The organism is Maribellus sp. YY47 (genome assembly GCF_023111095.1).
GTDB lineage: Bacteria > Bacteroidota > Bacteroidia > Bacteroidales > Prolixibacteraceae > Draconibacterium.
Genome location: NZ_JALGYW010000040.1, coordinates 1 through 16599, shown reverse-complemented (window position 1 = coordinate 16599; position 16599 = coordinate 1). Strand labels below are relative to the sequence as shown.

Genomic DNA, 16599 nt, shown 5'->3' with positions numbered 1-16599 from the left:
CAAACAAGATACCATTAAAATTAAAAGCTATAAAAGAACAGACCGTTTCAAAGCTAGCTTTGAAACGGTCTGTGAATCTATTAACTTAGTCCAATAATCTGTAACGCTTATTTAGGACTAGTCAGTGTTGAAGCTGTTCTTCCTATTGGACAGGCGTCAGCTTAACTTCCAACTGGGTTGAGAAAATATCGATGTTTTGCTTTTGGAGTTCGCACTTCTCGTACGAAATATAACTGGCCGTAATATTGTAATTCCCGGGTTTCACGTCGTTAAAAGAAAATTCTCCGTCGAAACCGGTGTAACACTTTTTATCTGTCCCCTCCAGTTTCACTTCCACTCCCACCAATGTTTCTCCGGTTTTTTCGTCAGTAACCTTACCGCTAAGCGACACTGCGGCTACTTCAGAATCTGCCGGTTTGTTGTCTTTTTTGTCGGCTAAAGCTACGAGTGAGCAAGTAAAAACCAGTATAACGCTTATTATTGTTTTCATCGAGATGTTGTTCGTTATGAAGGTAAAAATACAGCCCAATCATTACACCCGAATTGCGATATTGTTACAAATCAATTAAGGTTTTAGGAACCGGCAACAAAAAAACGCCTGCCTTAAAAAGGCAGACGTTCTATGCAGTGTTTTAATGACATCAAGTTTAAATTCCGGTGTAGTCTCTTTCGTTAATTACCACACCCATTTCGTTGTAGCTTTTCCATGTCCCGGTTTTTTCACCGTCTTTGTAACAAAGTTCATACTTCAAGTGGCCGTCTTCATCCCAAACGTACCAGTTTCCGTCTTTCTTACCGTCTTTGTAAGATGCCTGAGCAACCTTCGTGCCTTTCAAATTGAAAGTCAACCAAATGCCATGCATCTCATTTTTTTGGTAAGAACGAACTTCGTTAACCTGACCATTTTCAAAATACAACTTACATTCGCCATCTTTCATGCCTTTGATGAAATTGGTTTCCATTTTCATCTGGCCTTTGTCGAAGTAAGTAGTGTACTTACCGGTGTAAAGTTCAGAGTCCTGATAATAAAGACCGTCTATCTCTTTCAGGTTCTGAGCATTTACTGAAAACACTATCAACAAAATTCCAACAAAAAATGCTAGCTTTTTCATGATAGCCTCCTTTCTTGATAATTGTGTTAACGTCATTCTAGTTAATGCCAAAGTTAACAAAAAACATAGGCGACTTAATATTTCGGTAACGTTTTTACAACACAAATGAAACGGGTCTCTTCAAAAAAAAGAACTCCGGGAAATCCCGGAGTTCCGGGGAAGGTTCTCCAACCTTCCCTGCCATTAAACACTGCGTAGCTAATATTATTTACTCTTACTTTTTCACGTAAGATTGATTGATCTTTCTAGAAGCCAAAACCGGTCCAGTCGAAAATACTTGTCGAACATCCTGAGTTAGCCGCATTTTCAGTTACGGTAGCACTTGTACTTGCCAGGTTAATAGCCCTGTCCAGGGTAGCAACCTCGAATTTTACGCTGATGTTTGTACCGTCAGCTGCAGTACCGTTACCATCAGAAAGATCGACACCGTCCTGAATTGTTCCTAAACTTTTCACAAAAGCGTTGGTAATAATAGCGGTAGCACCACGACGGATTTTAATTGCGTCTTGCATAGCGTCCCATGGAGCAGTTGTGCCAGTACCCGAATTTTCATGAAAAATGGTCATATTGGCAATCGTAAAGTTTGATTGGTGAAGGTGATTTGGGAATTCACCATCCAGGTTACCATCAGCTTCAACACCACGTGGGTCTTTTTCACTTGAAGTATGGGCAGAGGTCCAAATACCGTACGCATTTGTTAAAGTTCCAGTGTAACCTTGAGTGAAATCAAACATATCATCGTCTGAGTCAACGCTTAGGAAATTAGTTACGCTTACAGAACCGCCGAAGAATTCGACTGCATCGTCAGCGCCTTGATAAACGTAAATGTTTTCGATTTTTGTGCCACTACCCACAGCGTTCAAAGTCAAACCGTTGTGCTCAACGTTAGCTGAAGATTTAGCACCTGTTTGTCCAAGAATCAGATAAGTGATAGAGCCTGAATTGTCGTTCTCGATTGTACCTCCGTATGGTAAGTTAGAGTTTACTTCAGTTAAACCAACATTAGCTGTAACCGCTGGGTCGTTTGTTCCCGATACCAAACCGTAGCCGTTGATGATCAAACCACCCCAGTAACCTGCTTTTTCTTCTTTACCGATCATTTTCACGGGAAGTGCGGCAGTGCCTTTTACATTGATTTTACCACCTTGTTCAACAATAATGTATTTCCCGAAACCTTCGTTAGCAACGATTTCTGTGCCGGCAGCGATGTTCAATGTACCGCCATCTTTAACCGAAAGTGTTCCGTTAAGCACGTATCCACCGTCAAGCTCCAGCGTTTCGCCGTTGTTAACGTCTTGTGTAGCCAAAACGTTAGATTCAGTGTTATCTCCATTGTTGTCATCGTCTTTGCTACATGATGTGAACATCACGACAGCCATAGACATTAAGGCAAATAATACTTTTTTCATGTCCTTGTAAATTAATTTAATAAAAGTTGATTTCTATTTAAAATGTATATTTCAATCCCGCGCTAAACACCACACCCTTTTTGTAGCTCGATAGTTTAATCGCTTCGCCACCGGTGCTTGGTTCACGTTCTAGCACATATTCCGGGTCTAAAAGATTCTGTGCTTTCAAGCTAAATCCCCAGTTTGAACCGAATTTTCCTCCAACCACCAAATCAAGGGTTGGAATGCCTTTTTCAATAATATTTTCAAATCCGTTGGTACCTAAGGTGTAGACTTTGTCGCTTGAGTAATTAAACACGAACGAAGAAGTGAACGTGTTGTTTTTTCTGCGTAGTTGGTACGACAGGTCTGAGTTAACAATTACTGGTGCAGCGCCTTCAAGCTCCGATTTGCTGTTGGTTGGTACAAAACCGGTAATGTTACCAGGTAAGTCAACTTGTGTTTTTATGTAAGAAGCGTTCAATCCGAAGCTTACTTTGTCCGAATTTTCGTCGCGATCCAGTTTCAGGATATTTTTGCGGAATTCCAATTCAATACCTGTAGCCCTTGCTTTGTCCGAAATATTACGGTACGAAAGAAAACTGTTTGCAGCAGCAACTTCAACACGCGAAATCGGGTCGGTGATGATTTTGTAGAAACCATTCACGGTTAACAATTCATCGTTTGAAAGGTAGAAATCCCATTTCAGATCGATGTTGTAGTTCACTGAAGGTTGCAAGTCGGCATAACCTTTACTTACGAAAGTTGCATCCTGGTATTCAAAAGGAGATATTTCCTTCGACTGAGGCATGGTGTAAGATTTGCTTGCAGCCAAACGAATCGCATTTTTCTCGTTGATGTTGTATTTGGAGTTGATGCTTGGTAGAACGAAAGTTTTCTTAATACTTGCCGAACCTTCGTCTTGCCCCTTATTAACGTTATAGTCGATTGTCATATCTACCAGATCGGCACGAATACCACCAATGACAATCCATTGATCAGCCAATTGGTATGTCAGGCCGGCGTAGGGAGAATTTGTAAATGTTGAAACATTGTATACGTCTTGAGCAAAAGAAAGGCTGAAATAATTTTTTTCCATCCCATTTTGGCTAAAGAAATCATCAAGTCTCAGAGTCGCATAATCAAAAACCAAACCCGAGGCTCCCCGTTCAATTGTGGCGTCGAAAATCGTTGCTTCAAAGTCACGTTTCACCAAACGTCCGTAGTAACCAAAGTTCAGCGCAGATTGGTTGTCGATGTCTTCACGAAGCAAATAGGTAAATCCGGCGCGGAAGTTCATATCGTCCTCTGAAAGCTCCGAATCAAACCGTTGTTGATTGCCGGTGTCTCCAAGGTAGGCCACTTTACCATTCGAAAAATCGGTATAAAATAAGTTGTTGATTCGGCGGTCCGGCTCGTTACCCAACACCCTGTTAAAGGCTGTACCAAAGTCTGATTTTAGCCGATCAGACAGTTGATATTTTGCAATCAATTGGGTTACAAAAAGAGTGTTGTCATTTACCTGTTGACGGATTCTTAAGCCTTGATCCTGGTCAGCACCGGCATCGTTAAAATGTCGGCTGTAACCTTCAAACAAGCCGTAATATTCACTATTCGTGTGAATGTACATGGAATTGAATGAGAGCGTTGTTGCTTTCGACGCTTTATAGTCGAGATTGCCCATCAACATGTGCCTGGTACTTCGCTCGTATTTCTCGTAGTCGAAATCCTGGGTAAATGTACCGGCAGTATTTGTATTTCGTGAAACGCCAGTGTTGTAATAATAGTCAACATCGTAACCACCGGTCGCAAAAAAGCTCATTTTCTCGGAAATAGTATGACCTGCTGCAAAGCTGTACGACTGGTTGATGCCGGCTGTTTGTTCTTTTGGTGTAAGGCTGTTTTTGAACGAATAACTTGTATTGGCCACTGTTTGGTTGGCTGGAGCACCGGTTGGAGTATAGTAACCTAGCTTATTCACACCGGTTGGCGACAGGAAATCTTTTCCAATTGTTGCACTATTTGCTCCGGCAGAAATACCCAGTTCAAATTCACCTTTACCAACGAGTTCCTTTGATTCAACGCTGATGGCTGCACCTCCGACATCGCCTGTCAGACTGGCTGAGAACACCTTATTAACGTCAACCGTTTTGATGACATCCGACGAGAAGAAATCAAGTGAAATGTTTTTGTATTCAGGGTCTTCACTTGGTAAAGCGAAACCATTTAAGGTTGTTGAGTTATAGCGGTCGCCCAGGCCACGAACAAAAACGTTCTTTACACCTTCCTGTTTTGAGATACCTGAAACTTTGGTAACTGCCGCCTCCGCATTACTGGCCCCCTTACGTGACATTTCCTGTGCTCCAATAGACTGCAAGGCAATCACCGCATTTTTCTGTTCGGCCAAAAGCATGCTTTCGGATTCGCGGTTGGCTTTGGCAACTACCTGTACCCCCTCCAACTCAAGGGTGGCTGGCGAAAGCGCTACATTTAATACGGTTTCTTCGTTTGATTTTACCTCAATATTCAATTCCTGAGGATCGTAAGAGATAAAAGAAACAAGCAGGGTGTATCTTCCCGGCTGAACTTTCTGAATCAGGAAATTTCCATCAAAATCAGTTATGGTTCCCTGAGAGGTCTCCTTTACCATGACGGTTGTTCCGATTAAAGATTCTTTGGTTTTTGCATCGATCACGGTTCCTTTAAGCGAACCGTTATCTGCTCCGGCTGAAATCGCCTGAAATAGCAGAAAGATGCTAATAAGAATTCTGTTCATACTCTAAAAATGTGCAGTGTTAATGTCTGTTCTCATCAAATAATTCACTGCAAATGAATTCTATTTATGTTACACCGGAATTACACATCATTTAAACTTGAATTACATTCGTTTAACAGAATTGTAATGGATTTCCACTTCATCAAAAACAAAAAAGGCTCCTGGCGTGATGCCAAGAGCCTTTTTGTCAATGCCTTATGTAACTTATTTTTTTGACAAGGTAAACAGAAACTCAATACCTCCCTCGGGTTTGTTCCTGGCCGATATATTTCCTTTGTGCAACTGTACTGCATTTCTAACGATTGACAATCCCAACCCGGTACCCCCTAATTCGCGGGTTCTACCCGAGTCGACACGGTAAAAGCGTTCAAAGATCCGGTGCAAATGCTCTTCCGGTATTCCAACACCGGTATCGGAATAGCTGAAATAGTGGTAATTCTTATCCTCCAGATAGTTTTTCACTTCAATCTGAATATCTTGCCCGGCATAGTTTACCGAATTCTCTATAAGATTCTGAAACACTGACGCCAGCAACGAGTCGTTACCGTTTACAATTACATTATCGTCAATATTCAGCTTACATTTAATGTTTTTGGATGCCAACCTGTTCTCGAGGTTCTCGATAACGTCAGAAACAATGTTGCGGATATTTACCTCTCTGAACTCAAAAAGTTCGCCGGCATCTTCGATATTGTTCAGTAACGAAATATCGTTTAGCAAATGATTTAAGCGCTCGGCCTGAATTCCCGCCCGGCTGATAAAATATTGCTGTTTTACCTTATCGATGTTTGGATTATTTGTTAGCGTTTCCAGATACCCCTTGATCGATGCCAGTGGTGTTTTCAGTTCATGGGCAATGTTTGACGTAAGTTGTTGCTTTAGCAACCGCCTTTTTTCGGGTCTTGTAATATCCGTAATCAGTATTTCAAAGCTTTTGTCGGCAAAAACAATACACAAAATCTTGAAATAGAGATCACTCTTGTGTATGGTGTACTCTATCTGCGGAAGTTCGCTATCAAGAAATTCGGTTTCCTTTTTCAGGTTTTTATCCAGGAAAGCATTTATCTTTTTAAACTCTGCTATTCCGAAGACATTCTCTGCCGAAATCGTTGAAGTGTCGGAAATGATACTCACATACTGGATGAAGTGACTGTTGACCAGCATCTTCTCCTTTTTCGGAGTAAAAAACCCGATCCCTTCGTTCAGGATGTTCATGTGGTTCGAAAGCCTGTCTTTCTCCAACGCAGCAGCGTGGTTCGCCGCCCTCAGTTTATTGTATATTTTCACGATTTGCGATCCGATTTCCCCCAGTTCGTTATCCGGGAATTTACCTTCCTCCTCATTGATGGGTTCGTTATGCGCTGCCTTAATGGCAAAATCCTTCAATTTGGTAATTGAAATCGAAAGACGCTTCGTCAGTTCGTTGATGATGATCCAGATCAGGAGAAAAATGCCGATGATAAAGAATATAAAAAATCGTTCAGCTTTCAGAAAATTCTCCACTTCCACGCTGTATAGCATTGCTGTGCGTACAAAGTAAGTGTCGTAGTTACGGGCGAAATAATAAAAATCCTTACCCGTGCTTTCTGAATGCCGAATGTTTGCTCCTTCTTCAGAATACAAGGCCTTCTGAACTTCCGGACGCTCAAAATGATTCTCCAGGCTTTTGTAATCGTAAACAAAGCTATCGTATAGTACCACTCCTTTTTTATCGATAATGGTAATCCGGATATTATCTTGCGGAATCAAATCTTTAAGCGTATCAACTATACTGAACTCGCCTGTTTGCATCAGTTGATAACGCTCCACGTAATTGTGAGTTACTTCAGCAACATTCCTGAGCGTATTCTCTAACTGGGCCGCTTTATAACGTTTCTCACGCTGAAGCTGATAAAACAAGATAGCTACTGTAAACAGCAAAAACACTGCGATAAAGTAGTAGAATATCTTTTGTCTGAATGTTTTATGAATTAGCACGTTTCCTGAAATTAATTGATGTGTACTATTTTTTAAATGCGTAACCGAATCCCGATTTCCCTTTGATATTGTTGCCGTATTCCCCGATTTTTTTACGAAGCCTTGCGATGTTCACATCCACATTCCGCTCTGTAACAATAACATCGTCGTTCCAAACATGCTCCAGGATTTCTTCGCGGGCGATGTATTGCCCTTGGTATTTAAGCAGAAGTCCCAGAATTTCGAATTCTTTGCGGGTGAGACTCACCATTTCTCCGTCGATGGTCACTATTTTGCTGTCGAGGTCCACCTCTAGCTCATCAAACCGCAATACCCGATTCTGAGCCGTATCCTGTTTTCCCCGTTTTAGCACTGCCTTAATACGGGCTACCACTTCCTTAATCGAAAAAGGTTTGGAAATATAATCGTCTCCGCCAACATTAAATCCGGTAAGAATATCATTCTCCTCCGTTTTGGCCGTCATAAAAATGATGGGGACCGACAAATTATATTCTTTTCTGATCCGTGCGGCCATCCGGTAACCGGATATTTCTCCCATCATTACGTCGAGCAAAATCAGGTCGAAATTATCGAGCGACAATTTTAAGGCCTGTTCTGCAGAGTGTGCAACCGTGGGTTCAAATCCTTCGCTAATGAGGTTGAATTCCAGAATCTCACAAAGATCCTTTTCATCGTCTACAATCAGTATTTTTGGCTTTACTTCCATTTGATTTTTGGAATTTTATTTTCGGGTAACTCAATTCAAGATTATTAATCCAATTTCTTGGTGTGACGGATATCTTTCCCTTCAATCGAATAAATAGCTGCTTCAGCAATGTTGGTAGCCTGATCGGCAATTCGTTCAATTGAAGTCACCATCGAGTTCATATTTATAAAGCTGGTCATCAGCTCCTTGTCTTCTTCGGTCTGGGTACTTTTCTTTATCGCCTTTTTAAGCATCTTACGATTAAGATCGTCGATCTCCGAATCGTTTTTAATGGTCCATATCGCGTAATCCTTATCATCGTTGATGAAAGCCAGCAGCGATTTATTTACCATATTGGCACTTTGCGCCAGCATGTTTGAAATCACCTCTGCGAGCTCGCTGTATACTTTTGGCGTTTTTATGTTTTCAATAAAATCGTGAATATTCATCACCATATCGCCTATACGCTCCAAACTTATAACAATCCGATAGCAGGCAAAAATCTTTCTGATATCGGAAGCCACCGGCTGATAAAGCGCAATCGTGTTCACAATTTTATCGCTGATCTTTACCTCCAGTTTGTCAAGTTTTTGTTCGTTTAAACGCAACTCAGCCGTAAGTTCTTTTGGAAATTTAATTTCAGAAGTGGAAACAAAATTTTCGAGCAGATCCAACTGATGTAAAACCAGGTTAGCGAATACTTCAAAATCGCTTAATATGCTATTTATGGCGTCATCCTTTCTTAAAGTCATGATTGCTGAATTTGAGTGAAGATAATTATTTTAACCAAATTTCCCGGTGAGGTATTCCTCTGTTCTGCGGTCTTTGGGTTTGGTGAACATGTTCTTTGTTTTATCATACTCAACCAGTTCCCCGAGATACATAAACATTGAATAATCCGATATCCTCGCTGCCTGAGCCATGTTGTGCGTAACCATAATAATGGAGTAGTTTTCCTTTAGCTTCACCAACAGGTCTTCTACCCGGGCAGTAGCAACCGGATCGAGTGCCGAAGTTGGCTCATCCAGCAGGATTACCTCGGGATCGTATGCCAAAGCACGCGCAATGCACAACCTTTGCTGCTGGCCTCCCGAAAGAAAGGTTCCTTTCCGGTGCAGGTTATCCTTTACTTCGTCCCAAAGCGTAACATCGCGAAGCGAACGTTCCACAATATCGTCCCGGTCCTTTTTCTTCAACCGAATACCGTTCAGTTTAAAACCGGCGATTACGTTATCATAAATACTCATTGTCGGAAAAGGATTGGGACGCTGAAAAACCATTCCTGCCATCCGTCGTAATTGTATGGTTGGCATGTCGGTTATGTCCTTCCCGTTAAGAATCAGCTTACCTTCTGTTTCAATGTTGTCGTATAATTCGTGCATCCGGTTAATGGCCCTGAGCAAGGTACTCTTTCCACAACCGGAAGGCCCCATTATCGCGGTAACAGCATTTCGCTTTATATCCACAGAAACGTCTTTTACGGCATACTTCCCCTTTTCGTAAGAAACAGAAAGATTACCTATGGAAAGCACCGGGTCCTTTATTTTTATTGTATTCTCGTTCATTGTTTTTAACTATTTTGTGCGGGCGGCTATTCGTTTCGACAGCAGATTCAGGGTAAGTACCATTGCCATCAAAAAGAGTGATGAACTCCAGATCAGATCCACCATGTTCGGATCGTTATAAAACTCCCAGATTAGCAAGGGAACGGCACTGGTCGGTTTGGTAATATCCAGATTTATCATGGTACTTCCGAGTGCAGTTAACATCAAAGGTGCAGTCTCTCCCAACACTCTTGAAATACCCAACAAGATTCCTGTAAGCAATCCACTAAAACCTGTTGGAATAAGCACTTTCAGAATTACTTTATAATACGGAACACCCAATGCAAGCGCTGCTTCCTTAATGGTCTGCGGAATCATTTTCAGGGTTTCCTCGGTTGAACGAACAATCATTGGCAACATCATTATCGCCAGTGAAACACTTCCTGCCAGTGCCGAAAAACCATTGGTGATGGGTTTCACCACCCAGATATAAGCGATCAATCCTAAAACAATGGAAGGAACACCCTGAAGAATATCAGATATATTTCGGGTGAGGTTAGCCATCGGCTTTCCCGGGTTTTCATACAGGTAGATTCCGGTAATTACACCTACCGGAATTGCAAGCACCGAAGCCAAAACAACCATCATTAAGGTACCGGTAATACCGTTTGCTATACCCCCGGGAATCAATTCTCCGTTCGCCAGTGCAGTCATCGCCTCGAACGTGTCGGGCGGTGTTTGAATAATAAAATCGAAACTGATCTGGCGAATCCCTTTTTCAACCAGTTTGTATATGATCAGAACAATCGGAGATATGGTGATCAGCGAAAGAAACACCACCAATCCTCTGAAGTATCTGTCTTTAAAAGTTCTTCGGCCAAGGTTGTCGCGCAATATTTTTGATGTGGCGTCCATTTCTATTCCATTCTTTTTATGATAAGCTTACCCGCCGAATTGATGATTCCGGTGATCAGAAAAAGCAAGAGACCAATCGCAATAAGGGCACTGAGTTTTAAACCATCAGCTTCGCCAAACTGATTGGCAATTACAGAGGCCATTGTATTCCCGGTCCCGAAAAAGCTTTCCGGTATACGGTTGGCATTTCCAATAAGCATGGTAACCGCCATGGTTTCGCCCAGTGCACGACCGAAAGAAAGAATATAACCTGCAACAATTCCTGACCGGGCCGATGGCACAATAACGCTAAAGATCACTTCCATTCGGGTAGCTCCCAATGAATAGGCAGCTTCCTTTAGCTCACCCGGAACCATGGTTATAATCTCGGTACTGAGCGACGTGGCATAGGGAATAATCATGATGGCAAGGATAATGCTTGCCGGGAAAATCCCAAATCCCTGGTTCGGAAGCCCCAAATCGATAAGCAGCGGCCGTAAAACATAGAAGCCCCACAAACCATAAACAATTGAGGGGATACCGGCCAAAAGATCAACCATCGTTCCCAGTACTTTAGCCAATCGTGTTCCGCGATAATATTCACCCAGAAAAAGAGACGTAGAAAATGAAAGCGGTAAACTGATCAACAGTGCCGCCACCGAAGTAATGATCGTTCCGGCAATAAAAGGAAGGGCTCCATAACTCTCCTGGTTTCGTGTTGGATTCCAGTTGTTTGACCAAATAAAACTTAGTCCAAAATTCTTGAATGCAGGGATGGATCCTTCCACCAAAGAATAGATCATTCCGCCCGCAATCAGTAAAATTATTACAGAAGCCAGAAAGAGAACCGCCTTTGCAATCTTATCGCTGTTCATGTTCCGATTGAAGAATCAGTTAAAAAATGGATTCCCATATCTCATATTCCAATAGAAATACGGGAATCTATTTTGCAATGTATTATTTCAGTAATGTTTCGCCGTTGAAAGTAACAGAGCGAAGTATCGCTTTTGCTTTTGCAGCGGCATCGGCAGGCAGCGGGGCGTAGTGTACTTTCTCAGCCTGTCCCTGTGCTTCTGAACTAACGAGCCAGTCGAGGCACGAAACGGTTGCCAGCGCCTGGTCTTTTGATCTGTCGTTGTAGCTCTGCTCTTTGTAAAGGATGATCCAGGTAAAACCACTGATTGGATAAGAGTCAGGATCAGCCGAATTGGTGAGCATTATACGTGTATCCGCAGGAATCTCTCCTTTTGCTGCGGCACTAACCGATTCGATGGAAGGCAAAATATAATTACCTGCGCTGTTCTGAACGCTGGCTGTCTGAATCTTTTGTGCAAAGGCATATTCAGAACCAATATATCCGATAGCTCCTTCGGTTTGTTTGATGGTGCCTGCCACTCCGGGATTTCCTTTGGCTCCCATTCCTACCGGCCACCGAAGCGCCTTGCCTGTTCCGATCTCATCTGCCCACTTCGTGCTAACTTTACTCATGTAATCACTAAAGATTTGAGTTGTTCCGCTACCATCCGACCGGTGTACGAAAGTGATGTCAAGGTCGGGAAGATTTAATCCGGAATTGTTGGCTGCAATTGCTGCATCATTCCATTTTGTTATCTCTCCCATAAATATTTTTTCAAGCAGGTCATTGGACAATTTCAAGCCCTCAACCCCCGGGAGATTGTAAGCAATTACAACTGCTCCAAGTACGGTTGGAATATGAACGACTTCAGCCGGCATTTCTTTCAGCTGCTCGTCATCAAGGAAAGCATCAGTTGCTCCAAAGTCAACCACTTTGTCGGTTAAACTGCGAATACCACCGCCGGATCCGATACCACCATAAGTAAGTTGAACGCCGGTTTCTTCACCGTACATTTTGAATACCATGTTGTAATAAGGCATCGGAAAGGTTGCACCGGCTGCAGTCAGGCTAATTTTCGAATTTGATGCCGATTTCTCAGCTCCGGCCTGCTTTGGTGAGTTTGAACATGCACCAAGAATAAATAAGGCCAGAATGAGTAATGTAAGATTTTTCATTTTTATCTGTTTAAAATGTTCTGTTTCTGTATGATAATCTCTGTTTAAAATTTGACTTCAGCACTCAGGAAAAGAAAGGTGGTATTTTTGGCACCCTCCAAATCAGGATTCCAAAAGCGAACGTTTGGAGAAAACTTGATGCCCTTCACCGGGGCATATTCAATCCCGGCCAACATAAGCTGACCATCTTTTCCAACGTTCCACCCGTCCTGTTCGCCATCAAAAGCTTTCGAGTTCAAATCATCGTACCGGGCATATACTTCCCATTTATCCTCCAATTGGTAAGTTGCGTAAAATGAGGTTCCGTACATGTCCTGTCCGTCAATCATTTTGTAATTGGTCTGGTAATTATATTCTCCCGCAACCACCAGTTTTTTGTTACTGTATGCGAGAAGCGTAGCCAGCGATTGCTGTTTCACATCTCCGCCCATTTGGTCCACATAAGCTCTGGCAAACAGACCTTTTACCGGAGTTAAACTCACGCCCAATGCAGGTCGAACGTATTTATCGCTTTGCACATTTTTATATCCTTCACCATTGAAAACCGAGAAGTCGGCGCTGATGAAATCCGCAAACTCGTATTCAAATGTCACCCCCAGGTCAGCACTTGCGTTGAACTTGTATTCATCCTGGAACGATTTCATCATGTATCGGTTTCCCCATAGCTTTTCAGAAGCTTTAAACTGGGTGGTTGCAATCATTCCAAAATAGGCGTTCAGTTTTTCCTTTTTATATTGCACATAGGCATTTTTAAGGAAGGCCGTTAACTGCAGGTTCCCTCCGTCATTCGGATCGCCAACATCAAAAACAATCTTGGCGTACAATTCTTTACTGAAGTTGTATTCATACCCCAGATAAGCCCGGGTATTCTCAAATTCAGTAAATGTTTCTCCATCGCTGGAAGCTGTATGAAAATTCGTGAATATTAATGCAAAGGGTTTTCCATTAGGCTTGAATTCTTCAGGTTTTTCCTGGCTGAATACCGTTGTATTCATACCTAAAGCTAGCAGTAAGAGTAATGGCAATTTCTTCATTATAACTAATTATTGAATTAAAATTTCAGTGACAAAAGTGATGTAATGGAATTACATGCTCATTACAAATTTATTACAAAACAATTAATTTAATTTTGAGCATATAACTAATACTCTGAATTCAATGAAGTTAGAATGATTGGAAATATGTAATAAAAATGCAACAGCAAAACACTTTTCCATATACCATTTCGAGTGCAACGCCTGCAACAACACCAACTAAAACAATTGACATACAACACATTCAGACCTGAAAGGCAGTTGGTTTGACAGCATTCTTAATGCACTGCCATTGCGAATTTCGTTGAATTAGAAAGAGTGCACTGGCCCTCTTTTGTAACGAGATAACGAAGGTTTTTTGTCTATCCAAATCTCGTACATCTCTCCAACACATTTTGGCGAACAACAGTCTAAAAACCTTTTGCTGATTCTTTTTATTAATAAAAGAAGCCATCCGTCAAAAGACAGATGGCTTCAGCTTTATAATCGATATTGGTTTAACGCTATTTTTTTGATTGAGTAAACTGTACAAAATCGCGGTAAGCTTTTACCATGCTGATGGTGCGCAACAACACATTTTTAGTTTCGCTGTTCACGTTAAAATATAAAACTGAATTCCGGGTATTTACGTCCTTCGATTTAATACGTTTGATCTGAGCTTTTTCGGCTTTCTGAAGTTGCTCAATAATGGTATCGCGCATCGAGATCATATTGTCCATCGCCTCAAACTTGTTCTGCGTTACAATTTGCAGGGCCAAATTCAGGTATTCGTCAATGTTGGCAATCAGTTTACGCAACTCAGCAGCCTGCTCCCCGGTAAAGGGCTTGTGCTGATTTTCCATGTGTTCAAAAAGCGGCTGAATCAGGAAATTCAATGAATTGGCAATTTCGCGCTGATAATCGACCACCTGAACATAGTGATGACCGGAATCAAGATGATCTTCAATTTTTGATAAGGTTAAGAAAATCTTCGATTTTACCTTTTTCGATTTAATATTCAACTCATTCTTTAACTGAAGAGCTTCTCTCAACCGAGCGCGGTCTTCGCTCAAAAAGCCTTCAACCCCAACAGAAAATACCTTGTTACTGGTTACAATGGCATTTACACAGTTTTTACGACATTTCTGAATCACTTTTTCAACGCCATCCTTTTCTTCGAAAGCTTCAACTTCTTCAGCCAGTTTTTTCTCGCTGCGTTTTTTGAACAGCAGTTGGGTGCGAAGAACCATAAAAATGGCTATTGCGATAAATACAAAGATCATGAATTTACCGCCCACTGAAATAATGGCAGCAATCAGCGCAGAAACGGTAAACGCCACCAGCGCGGTTAAAAACCACCCTCCGATTACGGCAAACACGCCCGATATCCGGTAAACGGCACTTTCGCGGTCCCATGCCCTGTCGGCCAACGAAGATCCCATCGCCACCATAAACGTTACATACGTAGTTGACAAGGGTAATTTCATGGAAGTTGCCAATGCGATCAGAATACTGGCTACAACCAGGTTAACCGAAGCTCTTACTTTGTCGAAAGCCGGTGTTTTCGGATCATCGGCAGGCCCTAAAGATACCGGAACAAATCTTTTTTGAATCCGTCCGGCCACCGCAGCAGGAACAATTCTGCTCACCGATTTATTAAAACGGATGGAGCTGCGCACCATTAAACGCGCCATGAGCGAAGAGCCGAAACGTTCCATCCCTTCTGACTGACGTGCAAGGTTGACTTCGGTCTCTGTAACCGCCTGCGCTTTTTTCGACAAAACCAGCGTGGCTACCATAACCAGTCCGGAGATCAGTAACATGTATACCGGTGTCGCACTTTTTTCTTTCAGAATCTCCATCGAGAATGCATCGGCAGCCAGTCCGCCACCAGCACGCCAGGCCTCGAACGACTTAAAACCGGCAACTGGCACCCCTATAAAGTTCACCAGGTCGTTACCCGCAAAAGCCATGGCAAGCGCAAAGGTTCCGGCCAGAACGACTACCTTAAGAATATCTATTTTGAAAAGCCAGCTCAACAACTGAATCAAAACCGTCCAACCGACAAAACTAATCAGCAACACTAAAAGCGTATGGTGTTTAATCCAGTTGGCCAGCGTTTCGCCCGACGGTAAAGGAAGATCAGAAAAAGCAGATCCTTTGATCCCCTTGATCAACATAAAGTAGGTAATACAAGTAATGGCCAGACCACCAAAGGCTGACCCAAAGTATTTTAATGATTTTCCGTATTCAAACGAAAACAGCATGCGCGCGAAATACATCACAACGGCCCCCACGGTGAAGGCCACAATTACAGATACCAATATTCCGGATATTATCCCGAGCGCCTGACTCGAATTGATATATTTTGAAAGTTCCAGCAATATAACTCCTCCTGTCATTTTGATCTTAACAATGGCAGTTGCCACGGCAGCTCCCAGTAACTCAAAAACGATAGAAACAGTTGTAGATGTTGGCATTCCAAAGGTATTAAACATATCCAGCAGGATAACGTCGGTTATCATAACCGCAAGGAATATCACCATGATTTCAGCAAAATAAAACTGATCAGGATGAAAGATTCCTTTACGGGCAACCTCCATCATACCATTAGAGAACGTTGCACCGATTAATACACCAAGACTGGCCATTAAAAAGATAACCCATTTGGGAGCTGCTTTGGAGCCCACCGCAGAATTCAGAAAGTTTACGGCATCGTTGCTAACGCCTACAATCAAGTCAGAAATGGCAAGTGCAAATAAAATGACTACCAGAATCAGGTAAAAGTTTTCCATTATTCAGTATTTAATGACAGATTAAAATTGTTGAAGTAATTACTTATTAATCCATTCTAATTAACCTTGTATTTTCAGCGAACAAAAGTGATCGATTGGGATTACAAAACGATTACACTTTTATTACATTTCTGTTACATTATTTTGGCGACTACCGCACAATAAGCTGTAAAAGAGAAAAATACAAAGAACTCTTACACCCGATTAAAAATAATAAAAAAAGCCGAACTAAATATCCGGCCCTTCTTTTAAAATAGATTTGTCTCGTCCTGAAATAGCGTTACACAAAAAGTAGCGTTATGAAAGAAATCAATCATTCACAGTACGTTAAGCGTACACAGAAGGACTATTCGATGTCCTTTAAATTGCAAGTTGTCACTGAGA

General features: G+C 42.0%; 13 protein-coding genes. All 13 read right to left on the bottom strand.

Going from position 1 to position 16599, the window contains the following annotated elements:
* Positions 1-142: 142 nt before the first annotated feature.
* Complete coding sequence (locus tag MR764_RS19975; RefSeq protein ID WP_247981228.1) at positions 143-490, bottom strand: carboxypeptidase-like regulatory domain-containing protein; 348 nt, start codon at positions 488-490, stop codon at positions 143-145.
* 157 nt (positions 491-647) lie between these two features.
* Entirely contained in the window at positions 648-1112 is a 465-nt protein-coding gene (locus MR764_RS19970; protein ID WP_247981227.1) for a toxin-antitoxin system YwqK family antitoxin, read from the bottom strand.
* Positions 1113-1357: 245 nt separating this feature from the next.
* Positions 1358-2521 carry a hypothetical protein gene (locus tag MR764_RS19965; RefSeq protein ID WP_247981226.1) on the bottom strand — a complete coding sequence of 388 codons (1164 nt, stop codon included), beginning with the start codon at positions 2519-2521 and terminating at the stop codon, positions 1358-1360.
* 37 nt (positions 2522-2558) lie between these two features.
* Positions 2559-5276 (bottom strand): TonB-dependent receptor, encoded by a 2718-nt coding sequence (locus tag MR764_RS19960; RefSeq protein ID WP_247981225.1) that lies wholly within the window; start codon positions 5274-5276, stop codon positions 2559-2561.
* 204 nt (positions 5277-5480) lie between these two features.
* Entirely contained in the window at positions 5481-7253 is a 1773-nt protein-coding gene (locus MR764_RS20400) for an ATP-binding protein (RefSeq protein WP_247981224.1), read from the bottom strand.
* 25 nt (positions 7254-7278) lie between these two features.
* Entirely contained in the window at positions 7279-7959 is a 681-nt protein-coding gene (locus MR764_RS19950; protein WP_247981223.1) for a response regulator transcription factor, read from the bottom strand.
* Between the two features lie 44 nt (positions 7960-8003).
* Positions 8004-8690 carry a phosphate uptake regulator PhoU gene (locus MR764_RS19945; protein ID WP_247981222.1) on the bottom strand — a complete coding sequence of 229 codons (687 nt, stop codon included), beginning with the start codon at positions 8688-8690 and terminating at the stop codon, positions 8004-8006.
* A gap of 30 nt (positions 8691-8720) precedes the next feature.
* Positions 8721-9503 carry a phosphate ABC transporter ATP-binding protein PstB gene (pstB, locus tag MR764_RS19940; RefSeq protein ID WP_247981221.1) on the bottom strand — a complete coding sequence of 261 codons (783 nt, stop codon included), beginning with the start codon at positions 9501-9503 and terminating at the stop codon, positions 8721-8723.
* A 9-nt stretch (positions 9504-9512) separates the two neighbouring features.
* Positions 9513-10397 (bottom strand): phosphate ABC transporter permease PstA, encoded by an 885-nt coding sequence (pstA, locus tag MR764_RS19935; RefSeq protein WP_247981220.1) that lies wholly within the window; start codon positions 10395-10397, stop codon positions 9513-9515.
* 2 nt (positions 10398-10399) lie between these two features.
* On the bottom strand, positions 10400-11251 hold the full coding sequence (pstC, locus tag MR764_RS19930; protein ID WP_247981219.1) for a phosphate ABC transporter permease subunit PstC: 852 nt from the start codon (positions 11249-11251) through the stop codon (positions 10400-10402).
* An 82-nt stretch (positions 11252-11333) separates the two neighbouring features.
* Positions 11334-12407 carry a phosphate ABC transporter substrate-binding protein PstS gene (pstS, locus tag MR764_RS19925; protein ID WP_247981218.1) on the bottom strand — a complete coding sequence of 358 codons (1074 nt, stop codon included), beginning with the start codon at positions 12405-12407 and terminating at the stop codon, positions 11334-11336.
* A gap of 44 nt (positions 12408-12451) precedes the next feature.
* The gene (locus MR764_RS19920) at positions 12452-13441 is read right to left on the bottom strand and encodes a hypothetical protein (RefSeq protein WP_247981217.1); all 990 of its coding nucleotides are present in this window, start codon (positions 13439-13441) and stop codon (positions 12452-12454) included.
* Positions 13442-13944: 503 nt separating this feature from the next.
* A complete protein-coding gene (locus MR764_RS19915; protein ID WP_247981216.1) occupies positions 13945-16215 on the bottom strand; it encodes an inorganic phosphate transporter in 2271 nt (756 codons plus the stop codon).
* Positions 16216-16599 lie beyond the last annotated feature (384 nt).

Coding starts and splice junctions, on each gene's coding strand:
- MR764_RS19975 (WP_247981228.1), bottom strand. CDS start 490: ATGAAAACAATAATAAGCGTTATACTGGTTTTTACTTGCTCACTCGTA.
- MR764_RS19970 (WP_247981227.1), bottom strand. CDS start 1,112: ATGAAAAAGCTAGCATTTTTTGTTGGAATTTTGTTGATAGTGTTTTCA.
- MR764_RS19965 (WP_247981226.1), bottom strand. CDS start 2,521: ATGAAAAAAGTATTATTTGCCTTAATGTCTATGGCTGTCGTGATGTTC.
- MR764_RS19960 (WP_247981225.1), bottom strand. CDS start 5,276: ATGAACAGAATTCTTATTAGCATCTTTCTGCTATTTCAGGCGATTTCA.
- MR764_RS19950 (WP_247981223.1), bottom strand. CDS start 7,959: ATGGAAGTAAAGCCAAAAATACTGATTGTAGACGATGAAAAGGATCTT.
- MR764_RS19945 (WP_247981222.1), bottom strand. CDS start 8,690: ATGACTTTAAGAAAGGATGACGCCATAAATAGCATATTAAGCGATTTT.
- pstB (WP_247981221.1), bottom strand. CDS start 9,503: ATGAACGAGAATACAATAAAAATAAAGGACCCGGTGCTTTCCATAGGT.
- pstA (WP_247981220.1), bottom strand. CDS start 10,397: ATGGACGCCACATCAAAAATATTGCGCGACAACCTTGGCCGAAGAACT.
- pstC (WP_247981219.1), bottom strand. CDS start 11,251: ATGAACAGCGATAAGATTGCAAAGGCGGTTCTCTTTCTGGCTTCTGTA.
- pstS (WP_247981218.1), bottom strand. CDS start 12,407: ATGAAAAATCTTACATTACTCATTCTGGCCTTATTTATTCTTGGTGCA.
- MR764_RS19920 (WP_247981217.1), bottom strand. CDS start 13,441: ATGAAGAAATTGCCATTACTCTTACTGCTAGCTTTAGGTATGAATACA.
- MR764_RS19915 (WP_247981216.1), bottom strand. CDS start 16,215: ATGGAAAACTTTTACCTGATTCTGGTAGTCATTTTATTTGCACTTGCC.